This window comes from Sphingobium sp. SJ10-10 (assembly GCF_036038995.2).
Taxonomy (GTDB): Bacteria; Pseudomonadota; Alphaproteobacteria; order Sphingomonadales; family Sphingomonadaceae; genus Sphingobium.
In genome coordinates, this window is record NZ_CP158132.1 from 1446039 (window position 1) to 1462578 (window position 16540).

11 protein-coding genes are annotated in these 16540 nt (G+C 63.6%); 6 read left to right on the forward strand and 5 right to left on the reverse strand.

Features of this window, described 5'->3' with window-relative positions:
* Window position 1 precedes the first annotated feature (1 nt).
* The 3 genes from VVT58_RS06845 to VVT58_RS06855 all read right to left on the reverse strand — a co-directional run bounded on the left by VVT58_RS06845 (window position 2) and on the right by VVT58_RS06855 (window position 6139).
* Window positions 2-1225 carry a dipeptidase gene (locus VVT58_RS06845; protein ID WP_327753643.1) on the reverse strand — a complete coding sequence of 408 codons (1224 nt, stop codon included), beginning with the start codon at window positions 1223-1225 and terminating at the stop codon, window positions 2-4.
* On the reverse strand, window positions 1225-3645 hold the full coding sequence (locus VVT58_RS06850; RefSeq protein WP_327753642.1) for a TonB-dependent receptor: 2421 nt from the start codon (window positions 3643-3645) through the stop codon (window positions 1225-1227). The genes VVT58_RS06845 and VVT58_RS06850 overlap by 1 nt, the downstream gene beginning before the upstream one ends.
* 268 nt (window positions 3646-3913) lie before the next feature.
* Complete coding sequence (locus VVT58_RS06855; protein WP_405053727.1) at window positions 3914-6139, reverse strand: copper-transporting P-type ATPase; 2226 nt, start codon at window positions 6137-6139, stop codon at window positions 3914-3916.
* A gap of 92 nt (window positions 6140-6231) precedes the next feature.
* On the opposite strand from VVT58_RS06855, the gene VVT58_RS06860 reads away from it, so the two are divergent.
* Window positions 6232-7233, forward strand: coding sequence for a zinc-dependent alcohol dehydrogenase family protein (locus VVT58_RS06860; protein ID WP_350339862.1), 1002 nt, complete (start codon window positions 6232-6234; stop codon window positions 7231-7233).
* Window positions 7234-7236: 3 nt separating this feature from the next.
* Entirely contained in the window at window positions 7237-8502 is a 1266-nt protein-coding gene (locus VVT58_RS06865; protein WP_327753641.1) for an MgtC/SapB family protein, read from the forward strand.
* A gap of 119 nt (window positions 8503-8621) precedes the next feature.
* On the opposite strand, the gene VVT58_RS06870 is transcribed toward VVT58_RS06865, so the two are convergent.
* A complete protein-coding gene (locus tag VVT58_RS06870; RefSeq protein WP_327753640.1) occupies window positions 8622-9971 on the reverse strand; it encodes an alginate export family protein in 1350 nt (449 codons plus the stop codon).
* A gap of 46 nt (window positions 9972-10017) precedes the next feature.
* On the opposite strand from VVT58_RS06870, the gene VVT58_RS06875 reads away from it, so the two are divergent.
* Complete coding sequence (locus VVT58_RS06875) at window positions 10018-10968, forward strand: chromate resistance protein ChrB domain-containing protein (RefSeq protein ID WP_327753638.1); 951 nt, start codon at window positions 10018-10020, stop codon at window positions 10966-10968.
* On the forward strand, window positions 10965-12356 hold the full coding sequence (gene chrA, locus VVT58_RS06880) for a chromate efflux transporter (protein ID WP_327753637.1): 1392 nt from the start codon (window positions 10965-10967) through the stop codon (window positions 12354-12356). Before VVT58_RS06875 ends, chrA begins: the two co-directional genes overlap by 4 nt.
* A gap of 40 nt (window positions 12357-12396) precedes the next feature.
* On the opposite strand, the gene VVT58_RS06885 is transcribed toward chrA, so the two are convergent.
* Window positions 12397-13050 (reverse strand): protein-L-isoaspartate(D-aspartate) O-methyltransferase, encoded by a 654-nt coding sequence (locus VVT58_RS06885; RefSeq protein ID WP_327753636.1) that lies wholly within the window; start codon window positions 13048-13050, stop codon window positions 12397-12399.
* Window positions 13051-13297: 247 nt separating this feature from the next.
* Here VVT58_RS06885 and htpG point away from each other — a divergent pair, with 247 nt between their 5' ends.
* Together htpG and VVT58_RS06895 are read left to right on the forward strand one after the other, a co-directional pair.
* Window positions 13298-15181 (forward strand): molecular chaperone HtpG, encoded by a 1884-nt coding sequence (htpG, locus tag VVT58_RS06890; protein ID WP_327753635.1) that lies wholly within the window; start codon window positions 13298-13300, stop codon window positions 15179-15181.
* Window positions 15182-15308: 127 nt separating this feature from the next.
* Window positions 15309-16535: an FAD/NAD(P)-binding oxidoreductase gene (locus VVT58_RS06895; protein ID WP_327753634.1), complete on the forward strand. Its 1227-nt coding sequence runs from the start codon at window positions 15309-15311 to the stop codon at window positions 16533-16535.
* The last annotated feature ends 5 nt before the right edge of the window (window positions 16536-16540 follow it).

Genomic DNA, 16540 nt, shown 5'->3' on the forward strand with positions numbered 1-16540 from the left:
CTTACGACCCCTTGGCGGCCTCTGCCGCGGCCAGAACCCTCAGGACGTTGCCCGACCAGATCTTCTGGACGTCCGCCTCGCTATAACCCGCCTTCAACAGGGCAGCGGTGATCCTGGGCAGGTCGAGCACATCCTCCAGGCCGACAACGCCGCCGCCGCCGTCCCAGTCAAGGCCGATGCCGACATGATCCGGCCCCGCCACCTTGAGCGCATGGAGCATATGCGCCATGAAATCGTCGAAGGTCGCCCGGTCCGTTTCCGGATAGAGCCGGTCGATTTCCTGCCGCTTGGCCAGCAATTCGGCGCGCTTTTCCGGCGACAGCTTTGCGTCCTCGCGCAACTGGCCGAAGAGCGCCTTCAATGCCTCCTGCCGCTGCGGATTGGGCTTGGAGGCGCGCAGATAGACGCCATAGGCGTTCATCTGGATCACCCCGCCCTTGGCGGCCAGCGCCTTCAAATGCTCGTCATCAATGTTACGCGGATGGTCATAGACCGCCTTGCAGCCCGAATGGGTCAGCAGGACCGGCGAGGTGGAAAGCGCGAGCAGATCGTCCAGCACCTGATCGCTGCTGTGCGATGCGTCCGGCACGATGCCGAGGCGGTTCATCTCCTTGAGCAGTTCCTTGCCCAGCGGACTAAGGCCACCATAGCGCGGCTTCTTCGACGGATCGGTGGAGCTGTCGGCAAACTGGTTGTGGGCGAAATGGGCAAAGCCCGACACGCGCACGCCCATGTCATAGAAGGTCTTGAGCAGCGACACGTCCTCGCCCAACGGATAGGCGTTTTCGATCGACATATAGACGACCCGCTTGCCTGATGCCGCGATCTTCGCGGCATCCTTCGCCTCCAGCGCCAGCGCGAAATTGGCCGGGTCCGCCGCCACCATCTCCCGGATCGACACGCCGCGCAGCAGCGCGAAGTCACGCGATTTGCGGAAACCTTCTTCCGTCAGCGGCCCCTGCGGCGTGTAGATCGCAAAGAAACCGCCGTCGAGGCCGCCCTTCTTCATGCGCGGCAGATCGACCTGGGTATAGTCGCTATGAACCCCATGCTCCTCCTCGATCGACCAGCCCGGCAGGTCGAGCGAGGCGGGCGTGTCGAGATGGCTGTCGAGCGTCAGCAATCTCTGATGAAGCTGGTAGACTTTCTTGGAAACTTCCTGCGCTTGTACCCCGATCGGGAGCAGCGCCATCAGCGCTGCTCCCGCCATCATCTTTTTCCGCATCAAATCTCGCCCGAAATGGTGAACTGGAAGGTGCGTGGAGACAGCGGCCGGAAGGAGCCATCGCCCTGCAGTGATGTGGATATATAGGACAGCGTATCCTTGTCGAAGATATTGTCGACGTTGAACCGCGCCTTGATGCTCTTGACCGGGCCGAAGGTGAACCCGTCGCCAATGTCGACATAGGCGCTGAAGACGGTGTAGCCGGGCACGCTCGATCCAGGGGTGTTGACGAAGGTGGACCAACGCTTGCTGGTATATTTACCCGAGAAATTGGCGACCAGCCAGCTTGCGGGCTCGACCGTCACACCGCCGCTGACGATCCATTTGGCGCTGTCGGGCAGGAATTTGCCCGCGATCGGAATGACGGTTGAGCCGATGATGTCATCCCTGAACTTGGCGTTGTTGTAGGTGACGTTCATGTTGCCATAGGCCAGCCCGTCCAGAAATGCCGGCTTGTATGTGCCGGCAAATTCCACGCCATAGGAACGCACCCGGCCGACATTCCGGAAGAAGGTTTCCGTCGACTGGCCGCCACCGGGCACGAAGGCGGTGATCGACTGAATACGGTTTTCGAACTTCGTGTAGAAGGCCGCCAAAGACGCATAGAGCTGCCCCTGGTTGGTGCGGATGCCCAATTCCATATTCTTCGACCGTTCGGGCGCGGGCTGCGGCACCAGCGCGGACGTGCCGGGACGGGTCACCGAATAGATGTCGTCCATGCCCTTGGGCAGGGCCATATTCTCCGCATAGGAGGCGAAGACCTGCGTTCGTCCGTCGATCTTGTACAGCAGGCCCGCCATGGGCAGGAACAAGTCCTTATAGTTGGCGGTGTTAGCCTGCGGGGCCCAACCCGCAATGCCGCGGGTGGTCAGGCCCGATCCGGTGGTGCGGTAATAATCGTCAAAGTCCCGATAGCCGCGCTGGACATAATCCATCACCAGCCCCTTGAAACCGAGATCGATGACGAGCCGTTCGTCGGCAAGTTTCAGAGTATCCTTCAGGAAAAGCTGCAGGATGTCGCGCTTCGACCGATAGTCGCGGCGCAGATAGACCAGTTCGTTGAGGTTAGGCGCACTGTCGGGAGCGCCATCGACCGTATTATAGCGCGCCTGGGTACGATGATATTTGTCGGTTTCGGCCCAGACGCCCGCTTCCACAGCATTGTTGCCCATTTCCCAGTGCAGCTTGCTGGTGATGCCGTAGCGATCCCCGCCCACGCCGGACAGGCCATATTGCACGCCCTTGGGCGCTACGACCGGAAGGCCAGCCTGCGATTGATAAAGATAGCGGAGATAACTGCCCGGCGTAGCACCCCGGGTTATGCTGCCATATGCATCAGGCGACACGCCGTAACCGTCCTTATCTTCCCAGTACAGCGTGGATTCCGCCCAGACTCCGTCGGCGATGCCGGCATGGAAGGTCGCGCCGTAGAGCTTATCCTTACGCACGTTGATGGCAAGGTTGTAAACGCTCGTATAATTGCTGTTGGAATAATAGATCCCTGGAACGCTCGGTGCAAATGGCGTCTTGCCGTTGACTACGGTAGTATTGGGTACATTTACGATATTGGCATAGTCGCGTCCGCACTGACCCAGGGGATTTGGCGACACGCAATTATACTGTGCGCGGGAGATCGTAGGCGAGTCATAGTCGAAGAAGTCGTTCGACACGAATTTGAACCGCGCCCAGCTATCGCCGCCCAGATCGGCGTGGATCTGCCCTTCCCAATGTTCGCGGTCGACCGATCCGGGGCCGCGCCACAGGTCGCTGTCCAGCTTGGTGCGGCTGACATAGGCTTTGAACGGCCCGACCCGCCCGGTGCTGGCGCGGATGAAGGTGCGCTTCATGCCGAAATCGCCAAAGCTCTGCGATACGAACAGGCCCATCTCATCCTGCGGCGCGATGCTGTTATACTGCACCACCGGCCCAAGCGTGGAATAGCTCGGCAGGCCGACGTCCCCTGCCCCGACCGCGGCCTCGACCACGCCCAGATTTTCATTGTCGACATAGCGGAACACCGGGCTGCCGCCGAAGGCGTCGCTGCGGCCCGTCGGAATGCCGTCGACCACGAAACCGATCTGATCGAGGTTGAAGGCGCGGGTCTGGACGCTGTTGCCGAATTCATAGAGGCCCAGCGCGCCGTCGGTCTGAACGTTGAAGCCGGGCAGTTGCTCCAGCATCTTCAGGCCCGAAATGCCCGATGGCGCCGACAGCAGAGCTTCCCGCGTGATCGCCACGACATTGCTGACCTTGTCCTCGCCAATGGCCTCCGCCGATTGGGAGATACGCCGGCCGGTGACGGTGATCGTGCCGGCATCTTCTTCCGTATCCGGCTGTTGCGCCCAGGCATGAGGCGATACCACGCCGATGCAGCATGACAGCAGCAGTGCGGCACGACGAACGGACGAGAATTTCTGCATAAATGGCTCCCTTTCGGCCCTTTTCGGGCAGTTATGGGCCGTTCAGGCATGCACGGCGGGCCGTGGCACGCAGCGCTGCATCTCTCCACAGAACAGGGAAGCCGGGCGCATCATATGCCCAGCCGATTTTCTCAGTTTTCTTGTGAAACGAAATGATGGTGGAAATCCGCCAAGGACAAACGAGCAATTCTCAATCCGTAACGAATTTTCTGATCGAGATCGTCCGCCTTACGCCCGGCATGCCAGGAGAAACTTCGCCCAAGCCCTTCTAAATCCTTGCCCTATTCAAACGCAGCGCATTGCCGACCACGCTGACCGAGGACAAGGCCATCGCGGCAGCCGCGATGACGGGCGAGAGCAGGATGCCGAAAAAAGGATAAAGCAAACCGGCCGCAATCGGTACGCCCGCGGCATTGTAGACGAAGGCGAAGAACAGATTCTGCCGGATGTTGGACATGGTCGCCTCGCTCAACGCCCGCGCTCGCGCGATGCCGGTGAGGTCGCCCTGGAGCAGCGTCACTCCGGCGCTTTCGATCGCGACATCGGTGCCCGAACCCATGGCTATGCCGACATCGGCGGCGGCCAGCGCCGGGGCGTCGTTGACCCCGTCGCCCGCCATCGCCACCACATGGCCTTCGCTCTTGAGGCGGGCGACAACGGCGCTCTTCTGATCGGGCAGAACCTCTGCCTCCACCTGATCGATCCCCAGGCGCCGCGCAACCGCCTGCGCCGTCGTGCGATTGTCGCCGGTGAGCATGACGACCGTGATGCCCTTCCTGCGCAGCGCGGCGAGCGCTTCGGGCGTGGTCTGCTTGATCGCATCGGCAATGGCGAAGACGCCTGCGACCATGCCGTCGATGCCGATGAAAATGGCGGTGGCGCCATCGCGGCGCAGGGCATCGGCTTGCTCGCCCAGCGGGTTGGCCGAAATGCCATATTCTTCGAGGAAACGGGCATTGCCAAGCAGGATGCGCTTGCCTTCCACCATTCCGACCGCTCCCTTGCCGGTGGGGGAATCGAATTCGCTGACCAGCGGCAGCGCCAGCCCCCTCGCCTCTGCCGCCGCCACGATGGCGAGCGCCAAGGGATGCTCGGAAACGCGCTCGACCCCGGCGGCGAGCCGAAGCAGAGCATTCTCCTCAAAGCTCGAAGCCGCGACGATGCCGGTGAGCGACGGCTTGCCCTCCGTGAGCGTGCCGGTCTTGTCGACGACCAGCATGTCCACCTTTTCCATCCGCTCCAGCGCCTCGGCATTCTTGATCAGCACACCCAGCCCCGCGCCGCGACCGACCCCAACCATGATCGACATGGGCGTAGCGAGCCCAAGCGCGCAGGGGCATGCGATGATGAGCACGGCCACCGCCACGATCAGGCCGTGGGCGAAGCGCGGCTCTGGCCCCCAGATCGCCCAGATCGCAAAGGCAGCGATCGCAACCAGCAACACGGCGGGGACGAACCAGCCCGCGACCTGATCGGCCAGGCGCTGGATCGGCGCGCGGGAGCGCTGAGCATCGGCCACCATCCGGACGATACGGGCGAGCATGGTGTCGTGGCCGACTTTCTCCGCCCTGACGACGAGCTGGCCGCTCCGGTTGAGCGTGCCGCCAATTACATGGTCCCCGGCCGCTTTGGTGACGGGCATGGATTCGCCGGTCACCATCGACTCATCAATGGCTGAGCGGCCGTCCTCGACCACGGCATCGACGGGCACCTTCTCGCCCGGGCGAACGCGCAGCTTGTCGCCAACGGCTACCAGATCAAGCGGAATTTCCTCGTCATTGCCGTCGTCGCGCAGGCGCCTTGCGGTCTTGGGCGCAAGATTGAGCAGCGCCTTGATAGCCCCCGAAGTGCGCTCTCGCGCCCCCAGTTCAAGCACCTGGCCCAGCAGCACCAGCACGGTGATAACGGCGGCCGCCTCGAAATAGACCGCGACGGTTCCATGTTCCCGGAAAGCCGCCGGGAAGATGCCCGGCGCCAGCGCCGCCGCCATGCTGTAGGTCCATGCTACCCCGGTTCCCATGGCGATCAGCGTGAACATGTTCAGGTTGCGGGTCTGGAGCGAGTGCCATCCCCTTTCGAAAAAGGGCCAGCCGCCCCACAGCACGACCGGGGTCGCGAGCAGGAGTTGAATCCAGATCGAGACATGATCGGAAACGAGGTGATGGAGCGCCGGAAAAAGATGCCCGCCCATTTCGAGCATAAACACCGGAATGGCGAGCAGAAGGCTGATCCGGAAGCGGCGCGTCATGTCGACCAGCTCCGCGCTGTGGCCGGCATGGGCTGTGGCGACTTCAGGCTCCAGCGCCATGCCGCAAAGCGGGCAGGCGCCGGGATGATCCTGCCGGACCTCCGGGTGCATCGGACAGGTCCAGATCGCAGGCGCGGCAGCCGCTTGGGATAAGGCTTCCTTACGATCCCATTCGATACCGGACATCAGATGCTGCTCCCTTGCCCTTGCAGGATGGTACGGATGGACCGGCGAAAATGTCGACATGCTCCGCCCACCCGTCCATCAGGATAAATACGGAGTCTTCCGGCCATGATATGATCTATGGATGATGAAGACGGCGCAACAGGAGGCTTTCGATGCAACAGATGGTCGCCATGCAGATCAGCGCACCCGGCCAGCCGCTGGAGAAGATCGAACGCGCCGTGCCCGCGCCGGGCGCCGGGGAATTGCTTGTCGAAGTCGCCGCTTGCGGAGTGTGCCGGACCGATCTGCATGTGTTGGACGGCGAAATTCCCGCGCATTATCCGATCATACCGGGGCATGAGATCGTCGGCCGGGTCGCTGCGATCGGGCAAGGCGTGGAAGGCTTTGCCATCGGGCAACGGGTCGGCATTCCCTGGCTGGGGCATACATGCGGCCAATGCGCCTATTGCCGGGCGGATCGCGAAAATCTCTGCGACGCGCCGCTGTTTACCGGCGCGACGCGTGATGGCGGCTATGCGACCCACGCGATTGCCGATGCGCGCTATTGTTTCATCCTGCCTGAGCGGTTTTCGGATGTCGAAGCCGCGCCGCTGCTCTGTGCCGGTCTGATCGGGTGGCGTGCTCTGCGGCTGGCGGGCGAAACGCCGGTGATCGGACTCTACGGCTTTGGAGCAGCGGCCCATATTCTGGCGCAGGTAGCGCAGGCTCAAGGCCGCACCGTCTACGCCTTCACCAAGGATGGCGACGATGAAGGGCAAGCTTTCGCGCGGTCGATGGGCTGCGCCTGGGCGGGCGGTTCGTCGCAGGCTCCGCCGGAGCCGCTGGACGCGGCGCTGATCTTCGCCCCTGTTGGCGATCTCGTCCCGCTGGCATTGCGCGCCGTGCGCAAGGGCGGCCGGGTCGTGTGCGCGGGCATCCATATGAGCGACATCCCCTCCTTTCCCTATGCCGATTTGTGGGAAGAGAGAATATTGCTCTCCGTCGCCAATCTGACTCGTGAGGACGGCACCTCTTTCTTCGAAATGGCAGGCCGTATCGCACTCCACACCGTGACGGAAACATTCCAGCTGGATGATGCCGGTGAAGCGCTCCACCGCCTGCGAACAGGCAAGGTGAAGGGCGCGGCGGTGATCGTGCCGCCACAGGTCGCGTAACGCATGCCCGACATCGGCCAGCCCTATCTGTCCATGATCGCGTCCATCGCGATCGGACTGCTCGTGGGGATTGAGCGCGGCTGGACCCAGCGGAATCTCGGCAAGGGCCACAGGGTCGCCGGTTTTCGAACCTTCGGCCTGATCGGCCTGCTGGGAGGGATGGCGGGATTGGCGCCGGATATGGTCGCGGCCACCCTCGGCGCGGGAGTCGCGGTCATACTGGCCGTCGGCTATTCCCGCAGCGCCGATCCGGACCATCTGTCCGCGACGACCACGCTCGCCGGCCTTTTGACCTTCGGAGCGAGCTTCTGCGCCACGCGACTCTCGCCCGCGCTTGGCCTGGCCATGGGCGCGGCGACCTTTGCGATATTGAGCTCCCGGCAATCGATGCACGCCATGCTAAGGGGCATGGACGAGAGCGAGATAGAAAGCGTTTCCCGCTTCCTGCTGGTCGCCCTCATCATCCTGCCGCTGCTGCCGGATGCAGCCTATGGCCCCTATGACGCCTGGAATCCGCGAAAGATCTGGATGGTGGTCGTGTTCGTGATGGGCCTGTCCTTCGCGGGCTATGCCATTTCGCGACGCTTCGGGCGTGAGCGGGGGATTTTGCTGGTGGCGCTGACCGGCGCCATCGTTTCCTCCACCGCTGTCACCGCCGATTATGCGCGGCGGCTGCGCGATGAACCGGCGGCGCGAACCTTATTGTCGGCTGGCATCGCGGTGGCCTCTATCGTCATGTTCGTGCGGGTTCAACTGGTGGCGCTCGTCCTCATTCCCCGCGCCGTCCCTACGCTGGCGCTGACGATGGCGCCCGCGACACTGGTTGCCGTGGCCTTCGCCCTGATCGCATGGCGGCGGCATGGCGAAGGAAGCGACGGCATGGGGATCGCCAATCCGCTCGGCTTCGGACCGGCGCTTATGCTGGCCGCCATCGTGGCGGGACTGTCGCTCGCCGCGCGATGGGCGCTGGAGCATTTCGGGCAACAAGGCATGGCGGTCGTCCTGACGCTGACCGGCATATCGGACGTCGACGCGGCGGTCATGACCATGGCGGGCCTGCCGCCCGGCCTGCTCGACAATCGCACCGCCGGGTTGATTTTAGGAAGCGCGGTCCTTGCCAACACGCTCGCCAAGGCGGTCATGACCGTGGTCATCGGCTGGGGCCATGGCGGCATCAGGGCCGCCATGCCGCTGTTTGCAGCTCTGGTGGCGGCTGCCATCAGCCTTGCGGGCTGGACTGCAATCCAGGGCCAATCGACATTCAGATGATGACGTGCCGAAAATGGTGGTTTTTCGTGACCTGGAGCGCAGCGTACTAAAAGTACGTGAGCACCGGAAGCACGGAAAAGCGCCATTTGCAGGCCGTCAGGGCTGAATGTCGATTGGCCCTAAAAGCTCGCGGTCAAATTGAACGAAGTATAGCGCGTCCATTTTCCTGCGGGCGCATTGGGCGCGTCCCGCAGAAACCGGCCCTTGGCGAGCAGCAGCCCGTCAAATTCGAAGCGCAGACGCGAAGGAACCACCCAATAGCGCAGCCGCGCTTCCATCTGATGGCCGGCAAAACGGCCCGACCGTCCGGCGCTATCCCTTACTCCGGTCGTCGAGAAGGCGTCCATCCGCGACGCCAGCCACAGGGCGCGATAGGCCGCAAACCAGTCCCACCTTTTATCCGGCGTCGCCTCCAATCTGATGCCCGGCGTCATGATATTCGTCCGCGCCACGGCATTATACAGGCCGGCGGGGGCCAAATCCGCCCGGCGCATGCCGAACAGCGTGTCGAACCGGCCATAGCGCCCTCCCCTTTTGTCTCCGCTCGCCCGGTCGAATTCGACCGAGAGACGCGGTTTCCATGGCCCCGCGAAACTATATCCCGCATCGGCGTGCAGAAAGCTCGCGCCGACGGATTGCCGTGCCGCCGACGGCGCGAGCGATGCGCTGATCTGGCCGGTTTGATAAAAAGCCTCAACCTCATAGTCGAACCGGCCGGTTTCCGGTTCGCGGATGATCCGCCCGCCAAAGGTATCGAGCGACCGGTCCCGCGTCGGCCGCCCCGGTTCGTCGCGCTCCCCCAGATGGAAATAGGACAATTCCGCCATGGCCGGACCGATCGCCCTGGCCTTGCTGACGATGCCGCCCCACAGCACCAGATCGAAGCCTTCATGATCGATCCTCACCCGCTTGTTCCGGACGCCATCGGAGTCGTCCGGACGCCGCTGCTGCGGCAGGGTGTAGATGAAAACCGCCTTCACCCCCGGCGGCACGGTCAGATCGGCGCGCAAGCCCGTATAGCCGTTGGTCGTGTTGCGATAATCGTCGGCCGCGACGAGGCGGCGTGAACCGAGGTTGAGCGTAAACCGCCCCGCCATCAGGCTGAGCTTGCTGCCTTTGCCCAGCGGCTCGGCTATGTCGCCAGCGACATAGGCCTGGACCAGTTCCATCGCATTGACCTCATTGGTCGAGATCGGCGTGCCGGGATCGGCGCCATAGGCCCGGCTGTCGAACAGTTCCGCTCCCACCCTGAACGCGCCCGACCGATATTCGGCCAGGATCTGGGTGCGGACGTTGAACAGGCTGTCGTCGCGATCGAACCCGGCGCGTGGCTGCCCCTCAATCTCTTCAAAGCGCAGCCGGACGCTGCCGCTGAGGGCAAGACCGTCATTCTGTGCCGATGCAGGCGCGGCTCCACAGAGCGCCGCAGCCGTCGCGCCGATCATTGCAAAGGCGAAAGTCCGCTTCATTGATATTCCTATTTCTTCGAATCCATATCCTTGATACATATGCATCATGTCTGATGCCACCCCCTGGCTTGCCCTGCTGCACCAGCTTCCTGCGAAGCCACCTTATTTGCGGGTCAAGATCTGGCGGCGCCTGCAGGCCATCGGCGCGGTGCCGCTGAAGAACGCCGTCCACGTCCTGCCCCATTCGGCAGAGGGAGCAGCGGCGTTCCGTGACCTCATGGCGGAGATCACCACCAATGGCGGCGAGGCGATATTGATCGAGGCGCATCTGCTGGCGGGCCAGTCGGACGGCGACGTCCGCGCCCTGTTCGATACCGCCCGCAATGCCGATTATGACGAGATCGCGCTGGCCGCCCGCCGCCTGCTGGAAACCGGCCCCGCCAGCGGACCGGACATCGCCCGGTTGCAAAAGCGGCTTGAGGACATCGGCCGGCTCGATTTCTTCGGCGCGCATGGACGGCAGGAGGCGGAGGCCGCGCTCGCGGAGCTGGACCGCCAGCGTTACCAGCATCCGGACGTCAGCCGCGCCGATCCTGTGGACGGGATCGGCGCGAATGATCTGACGAACCGGATCTGGGTGACGCGCAGCGGCGTCCATGTCGATCGCATCGCCTGCGCCTGGTTGATCCGCCGCTTCATCGATCCCGACGCCCGCTTCACATTCGTCGACAGCCGCTATCATGATCCGGCGGAGGGCGAACTGCGCTTCGACATGGCCGATGCCGAATTCACCCATGAAGGCGATCGGTGCAGTTTCGAAACATTGCTGCTGCGGGCGAGGCTGCAAGACGACCCCGCACTGGTCGCGATCGGGGAGATCATCCATGATCTCGACATTGGCGACAACAAGTTCGCGCGGCCTGAAACGCCGGGCCTGAGCGCCATATTGTCGGGCGTCTGCGCCTCTACCGACGACGACATCCAGCGCATCGCCATGGCGAGCGACGCCCTGAACCAGTTTCACGCTTTTTTCAGCCACAGAAAGACGGACCGATGACGGCCAGCCTATCTTCCACTACTCCTGCGGCTTCCCCGTCCAACGGCGATCACGGCATTTCACTGGGCGAAGCGACGCGCGTCTGGGCGCGGATCGCGGCGCTCAGTTTCGGGGGTCCGGCGGGGCAGATCGCCGTGATGCACCGGCTGCTGGTCGAGGAAAAGCGCTGGATCGGAGAGGAACGCTTCCTCCATGCGCTCAACTATTGCATGCTGTTGCCGGGACCGGAGGCGCAGCAACTCGCCATCTATATCGGCTGGCTGCTGCACAAGACCAAGGGCGGGCTGATCGCGGGCATATTGTTCGTGCTGCCCGGCTTCCTCGCCATATTGGGCCTTAGCTATATCTATGTCCTGCTGGGCCATGTGCAGATCATCGAAGGGCTGTTCTTCGGCCTGAAGGCGGCGGTGCTGGCGATCGTTATGCAGGCGGTGGTCCGGGTCGGATCGCGGGCGCTGAAGAACAATGTCATGCGCGGGATCGCCGCCGCCGCCTTCGTGGCGATCTTCTTCCTTGGCGCGCCCTTCCCGTTGATTATCCTGGCGGCGGGCCTGGGCGGCTTCATCGGTGGGCGTAGCGGGCTCAAGGCGTTCCAGGGCGGCGGCGGTCATGGCCCGGCGAGCGGCGATGTCGTCCATGACCGCGACACCGCATTGGGCGAGCAATTGCCCGACCATGCCCGCCCTCATCCGGGCTGGTCGCTGCGCATCTCGGCAGTGTTTCTGATCCTCTGGCTGGGGCCGGTGCTGGCGCTGTTCCTGACCCTGGGACCGGATAATGTGTTCACCCATATCGCCAGCTTCTTCAGCCAGATGGCGGTCGTCACCTTCGGCGGCGCCTATGCGGTGCTGGCCTATGTCGCGCAGGAGGCGGTCGGCACATTCGGTTGGCTCAAGCCAGGCGAAATGCTCGACGGCCTGGGTATGGCGGAAACGACGCCGGGGCCGCTGATCATGGTGACGCAGTTCGTGGGGTTCCTGGCCGCCTTCCGTGATTCCGGGGTGCTGCATCCGCTGATCGCCGCGACCCTGGGCGCGATCCTTACTACCTGGGTCACGTTCGTCCCCTGCTTCCTCTGGATTTTCGCGGGCGCGCCCTTCATCGAGCGGCTGCGCGGCAATCCGGCGCTTTCGGCGGCGCTGACCGCGATCACAGCCGCCGTCGTCGGCGTGATCCTCAATCTCGCAATCTGGTTCGCCATCCACACCCTGTTCGGGCAGGTCCAGCGGATCGCGGGAGTGGACCTGCCAGTGCTTTCCAGCGTCAATATTCCTGCCTTGCTGCTGTCGATCGGCGCGATGATCGCGGTGTTCCGGTTCAAGGTCGGCGTGCTGCCGGTGCTGGGGGCATGCGCAGCCCTTGGCGCGGTCTATGTCTTCATCGCCTGACCCCATCGACGCCGATGCGGGCAAGATCAGGCTCTAGGCGCTATTCCTCCTCCCGCCAGCCCTGTTCACCGATCAGCGGCACGAACATGACCGCGCCCAGATCATGCTCTACATAACGGTCCTCGCCTTCCCGCGTCACCTTGCACAGCCTCTGCCCGCCGGAAGCGCCGACCGGGATGATCAGATGTCCCCCGATCTTCAACTGCTGGCGCAGCGCCTGGGGCACGACGGGCGCGGCGGCGGCGACCAGGATGGCGTCGAAGGGCGCCTCCTCGGGCAATCCTCGCGTGCCGTCGCCTATGCGAATTTCGACATTGGCATAGCCAAGCGCCGCCATCCGCCTTTCCGCCAGCCTGCCCAGCGCCTCATGCCGTTCGATCGCGAAGACCCGGCCCGCAAGCTGGCCCAGCAGCGCAGCCGCATAGCCCGATCCCGCACCGACCTCCAGCACGCGGGATTGCGGCCCGATCTCCGCCGCCTCCAGCATAGCGGCGACGATATAGGGTTGGGAAATGCTCTGCTCCTCTTCGATCGGCAGGGCGGAATCCTCATAGGCATAGTCTTCCATCCCTTCGCGCACGAAGCGTTCGCGCGGAACGACCCGCATGGCCGCAAGAAGGCGTGGATCGCGAATGCCGCGCCGGGCGATCTGGCGATCGACCATCCTGTCACGCAACTGCTGATAATCGGTCATGGCACAGCCTTTCCGACCGGTTGGCCCCTCATGCACGGCCAGCGCCGCGTTCCGGCAGCCATTCGCGCATTCGCGGCACATTTCGGTGCAAAGCTTACAATGTTTATGAAGGGGTGGCGACCGTTCCTCCACCCGCATACCGCAGACGAAGGCGGGAATCAGGGCTTGAAAGCCGCCCCGGCTCCCGCCATCTGACGGTCCGGATTCCACTGGCCGGATTCCATTAGGGAGAGATTTCGATACCGCCATGACCATCACGACCGGCACCGCACCCGAAACCCGTTCCTTCGAGGCCGATGTCGCCCGGCTGCTGCACATGATGGTGCACTCCGTCTATTCGGACAAGGACGTCTTCCTGCGCGAGTTGATCTCGAACGCGGCCGACGCCTGCGAAAAGCTGCGTTACGAACTGCTGAGCAATCCCGCGCTCGCCGGAGATGACGGCCAGCCGCGCATCACCGTCACGCTCGACCCCGAAGCGCGCCAGCTCATCGTCGAGGATAATGGCATCGGCATGAGCGAGGTCGAGCTGGCCGAAGCGCTGGGCACCATTGCGCGGTCCGGCACCCGCGCCTTCATGGAGCGCGTCACGGCAGCCAAGGAAGGTGAAGGCGCGCAACTCATCGGCCAATTCGGCGTCGGCTTTTATTCCGCCTTCATGGTCGCGGACAGTGTCGACGTTTTCTCCCGCCGCGCCGGTGCCGACACCGCCGCGCATTGGGCGTCGGACGGCATGGGCAGCTACACCATCCAGCTTGTCGAGCTGGTGCAGGCTCCTGTTCGCGGCACCCGCATCGTCCTTCACCTGAAGGAAGACGCCGCCAATTATACCGAGCATTTCACCACCCAGCGCATCATCACCGCGCAATCCGGCCATGTCCCCGTCCCCATCTTCCTCAAGGAAAAGCCGGATGCGGAGGAAAAGCAGATCGCGGACGGCGCGGCGCTCTGGACCCGCCCGAAATCGGACATCACGGCGGAGGAATATACCGACTTCTACCGCAGCGCCGCCGGTCAGTTCGATGAACCCGCCCTGACGCTCCACTACCGCGCCGAGGGGCTGCACGAATATTCGGTCCTTGCCTTCCTGCCCTCCATGCGCCCCTTCGATCTGTTCGATCCGGACCGCGCCGGCCGGATCAAGCTCTATGTCCGCCGCGTCTTCATCACCGATGAGGCGCAGATATTGCCGCGCTATCTGCGCTTCGTGCGCGGGCTGGTCGACAGCAACGACCTGCCGCTCAACGTCTCGCGCGAGATGATCCAGGAAAGCCCGGTGCTCGCCGCCATCCAGAAGGGCGTCGCCAACCGCATCCTTTCCGAACTGGACAAGCTGGCCGACAAGGACGCGGAAGCCTTTCGCAGCTTCTGGGAGAATTTCGGCGCGGTCCTGAAGGAAGGGCTGTATGAGGATTTCGCGCGGCGCGAGACGCTGCTTGGCCTCGCCCGCTTCAAATCCACCGCTGGCGGAGAGAATTGGCGTTCGCTCAAGGATTATGTCGAGGCGATCAAGGACAATCAGACCGCGATCTACTACGCCACCGGCACCGATCTCGACCGCCTTGCCTCCTCGCCCCAGCTTGAGGGTTTCCGCGCGCGCGGGATCGAGGTGCTGCTGCTCACCGATCAGGTCGACAGCTTCTGGGTCACCGCCGGGGTCGATTATCAGGGCAAGCCGTTCAAGTCGGTGACACAGGGTCTGGCCGACCTCAGCCTGATCCCGCTGGCCGACGGCGAAGCGCCCGAGATGCAGGCATCGCCAGAGGTCGACGGCTTCATCGCCTATGTGAAGATAGTGCTTGGCGAGGAAGTTTCCGACGTCCGGGCATCGGAACGTCTGACGGAAAGCGCTGTCTGCCTGGTCGCGCCCGACAATGCGATGGACCGCCAGCTCGAAAAGCTGCTGGCCGGCGCCGGGCGACTCGACAATGCGGCCAAGCCGGTGCTGGAGATCAATCCCCGCCATGCGTTGATCGCAAAGCTTGGTACGCTGGCCGAAGACAGCGACCTGCGCGAGGACGCGGCGAAACTGCTGCTGGATGAGGCCCGGATCGCGGATGGCGAACTTCCGACCGACCCACGCGCCTTTTCCGCACGCCTCGCTCGCATGATCGGCGGCGCGATCGGATAAAAGTCCGGTGGCCGGTCATGACCGGCCACCAGCCCAACGATAACAGTATCGAGCGACAATCCGCTTGCCAGCCTCGCGAAAGCGCGCCAAGCACGCGGCAACAGGAAAATGAGGGGATAGCGCGTCGATGAGCTATTATGACGTTCTGATCGTGGGTGCGGGGCATGCCGGGGCACAGGCGGGCATTTCGCTGCGCCAACTCGGTTTCGAAGGCTCGATCGCGATGGTGGGCGATGAAAAAGACCCGCCCTATGAGCGTCCGCCGCTGTCCAAGGAATATTTCGCGGGCGACAAGAGCTTCGACCGCATCCTGATCCGCCCCGCGAGCTTCTGGGAAGAGCGCAAGATCGACATGCTGCTTGGCCTGCGGGTGAAGGCCGTCGATCCCGTGGGCAAGTTCGTGACCGCGGGCGACCGGGAAATCAGCTATGGCAAGCTGATCTGGTGCACCGGCGGCTCGCCGCGCATGCTGAGCTGCGCCGGTGCCGACGCGCCTAACGTCCATGCCGTGCGCCGCCGCGACGATGTCGACGCCATGATGGCGAAGCTCGACCAGATCAGCCATGTGACCGTGATCGGCGGCGGCTATATCGGTTTGGAAGCGGCTGCGGTCCTGTCGAAATTCGGAAAGAAGGTCGTGCTGCTCGAAGCGCTTGACCGCGTGCTGGCGCGCGTGGCGGGCGAGGAACTGTCGCGCTTCTACGAGGCCGAGCATCGCGCCCATGGCGTTGATCTCCGCACCGGCGCGCGGATGGACTGCATCGAAGTCACCGATGGCCAGGCGACTGCCGTGCTGATGGAAGATGGCGAGCGGATCGCAACCGACATGGTGATCGTCGGCATCGGCATCATCCCCGAAACCGGCCCGCTGATCGCGGCGGGCGCGGCGGGCGGCAATGGCGTGGACGTGGACGAATATTGCCGCACCAGCCTGCCCGACATCTATGCGGTGGGCGATTGCGCCGCCCATGCCAACAGCTTCGCCCGGGGCGCGCAGATCCGGCTTGAGTCGGTGCAGAACGCCAATGACCAGGCGAAAACGGCGGTCAACCACATCATGGGCAAGGAAGAAGCCTATCATGCGGTTCCCTGGTTCTGGTCGAACCAATATGATCTGAAGCTCCAGACCGTGGGGCTTTCGACCGGGCATGATCAGGCGATCCTGCGCGGCGATCCGGCGACCCGCAGCTTCTCCGTCCTCTATCTCAAGGGGGGCAAGCTGATCGCGCTCGACTGCGTCAATGCGGTCAAGGATTATGTGCAGGGCCGCGCCCATGTCATTTCCGGCGCGGTGCTGGATCAGGCGCAGTTGGCGGACGCCTCGGTTCCGCTCAAGGAAGTCGGCCTCGCCTGATCGAG

Bases quoted from the DNA above. Each gene is read 5' to 3' on its own strand.
- VVT58_RS06845 (WP_327753643.1), bottom strand. From the start codon at position 1,225: ATGCGGAAAAAGATGATGGCGGGAGCAGCGCTGATGGCGCTGCTCCCG.
- chrA (WP_327753637.1), top strand. From the start codon at position 10,965: ATGACGGCCAGCCTATCTTCCACTACTCCTGCGGCTTCCCCGTCCAAC.
- VVT58_RS06855 (WP_405053727.1), bottom strand. From the start codon at position 6,139: ATGTCGACATTTTCGCCGGTCCATCCGTACCATCCTGCAAGGGCAAGG.
- VVT58_RS06850 (WP_327753642.1), bottom strand. From the start codon at position 3,645: ATGCAGAAATTCTCGTCCGTTCGTCGTGCCGCACTGCTGCTGTCATGC.
- VVT58_RS06870 (WP_327753640.1), bottom strand. From the start codon at position 9,971: ATGAAGCGGACTTTCGCCTTTGCAATGATCGGCGCGACGGCTGCGGCG.
- VVT58_RS06865 (WP_327753641.1), top strand. From the start codon at position 7,237: ATGCCCGACATCGGCCAGCCCTATCTGTCCATGATCGCGTCCATCGCG.
- VVT58_RS06860 (WP_350339862.1), top strand. From the start codon at position 6,232: ATGCAACAGATGGTCGCCATGCAGATCAGCGCACCCGGCCAGCCGCTG.
- VVT58_RS06885 (WP_327753636.1), bottom strand. From the start codon at position 13,050: ATGACCGATTATCAGCAGTTGCGTGACAGGATGGTCGATCGCCAGATC.
- htpG (WP_327753635.1), top strand. From the start codon at position 13,298: ATGACCATCACGACCGGCACCGCACCCGAAACCCGTTCCTTCGAGGCC.
- VVT58_RS06895 (WP_327753634.1), top strand. From the start codon at position 15,309: ATGAGCTATTATGACGTTCTGATCGTGGGTGCGGGGCATGCCGGGGCA.
- VVT58_RS06875 (WP_327753638.1), top strand. From the start codon at position 10,018: ATGTCTGATGCCACCCCCTGGCTTGCCCTGCTGCACCAGCTTCCTGCG.